The 315-nt window shown below is 48.3% G+C and carries 3 tRNA genes; all 3 read right to left on the bottom strand.

Features of this window, described 5'->3' with window-relative positions:
• Position 1: 1 nt before the first annotated feature.
• A tRNA-Gly gene (locus CHH91_RS18215) sits at positions 2 to 76 on the bottom strand.
• 21 nt (positions 77 to 97) lie between these two features.
• Positions 98 to 177: transfer RNA gene (locus CHH91_RS18210), tRNA-Leu, on the bottom strand.
• A gap of 35 nt (positions 178 to 212) precedes the next feature.
• Positions 213 to 285 (bottom strand) — tRNA-Lys (locus CHH91_RS18205).
• Positions 286 to 315 lie beyond the last annotated feature (30 nt).

The following is a 315-nucleotide window of genomic DNA, read 5'->3' as shown; positions in this document are numbered from 1 at the left end:
ATGGAGCGGAAGACGGGATTTGAACCCGCGACCCCCACCTTGGCAAGGTGGTGTTCTACCACTGAACTACTTCCGCTCAGCAGTATAGTAATGATGATGCGGGTGGAGGGACTTGAACCCCCACGCCGAAGCACTAGATCCTAAGTCTAGCGTGTCTGCCAATTCCACCACACCCGCGTAATAGAAACAGTTACTGGAACTGATCTATAAAGTGAGCCATGAAGGACTCGAACCTTCGACCCTCTGATTAAAAGTCAGATGCTCTACCAACTGAGCTAATGGCTCAAAAACATTCTATTGAAAAGAAGTAAATGG

It is taken from the genome of Virgibacillus sp. 7505 (assembly GCF_002272135.1).
Classification (GTDB): Bacteria; Bacillota; Bacilli; order Bacillales; family Amphibacillaceae; genus Terribacillus.
Note: the sequence above shows the minus strand (reverse complement) of the source record. Positions and strands in the feature narration are given on the sequence as shown.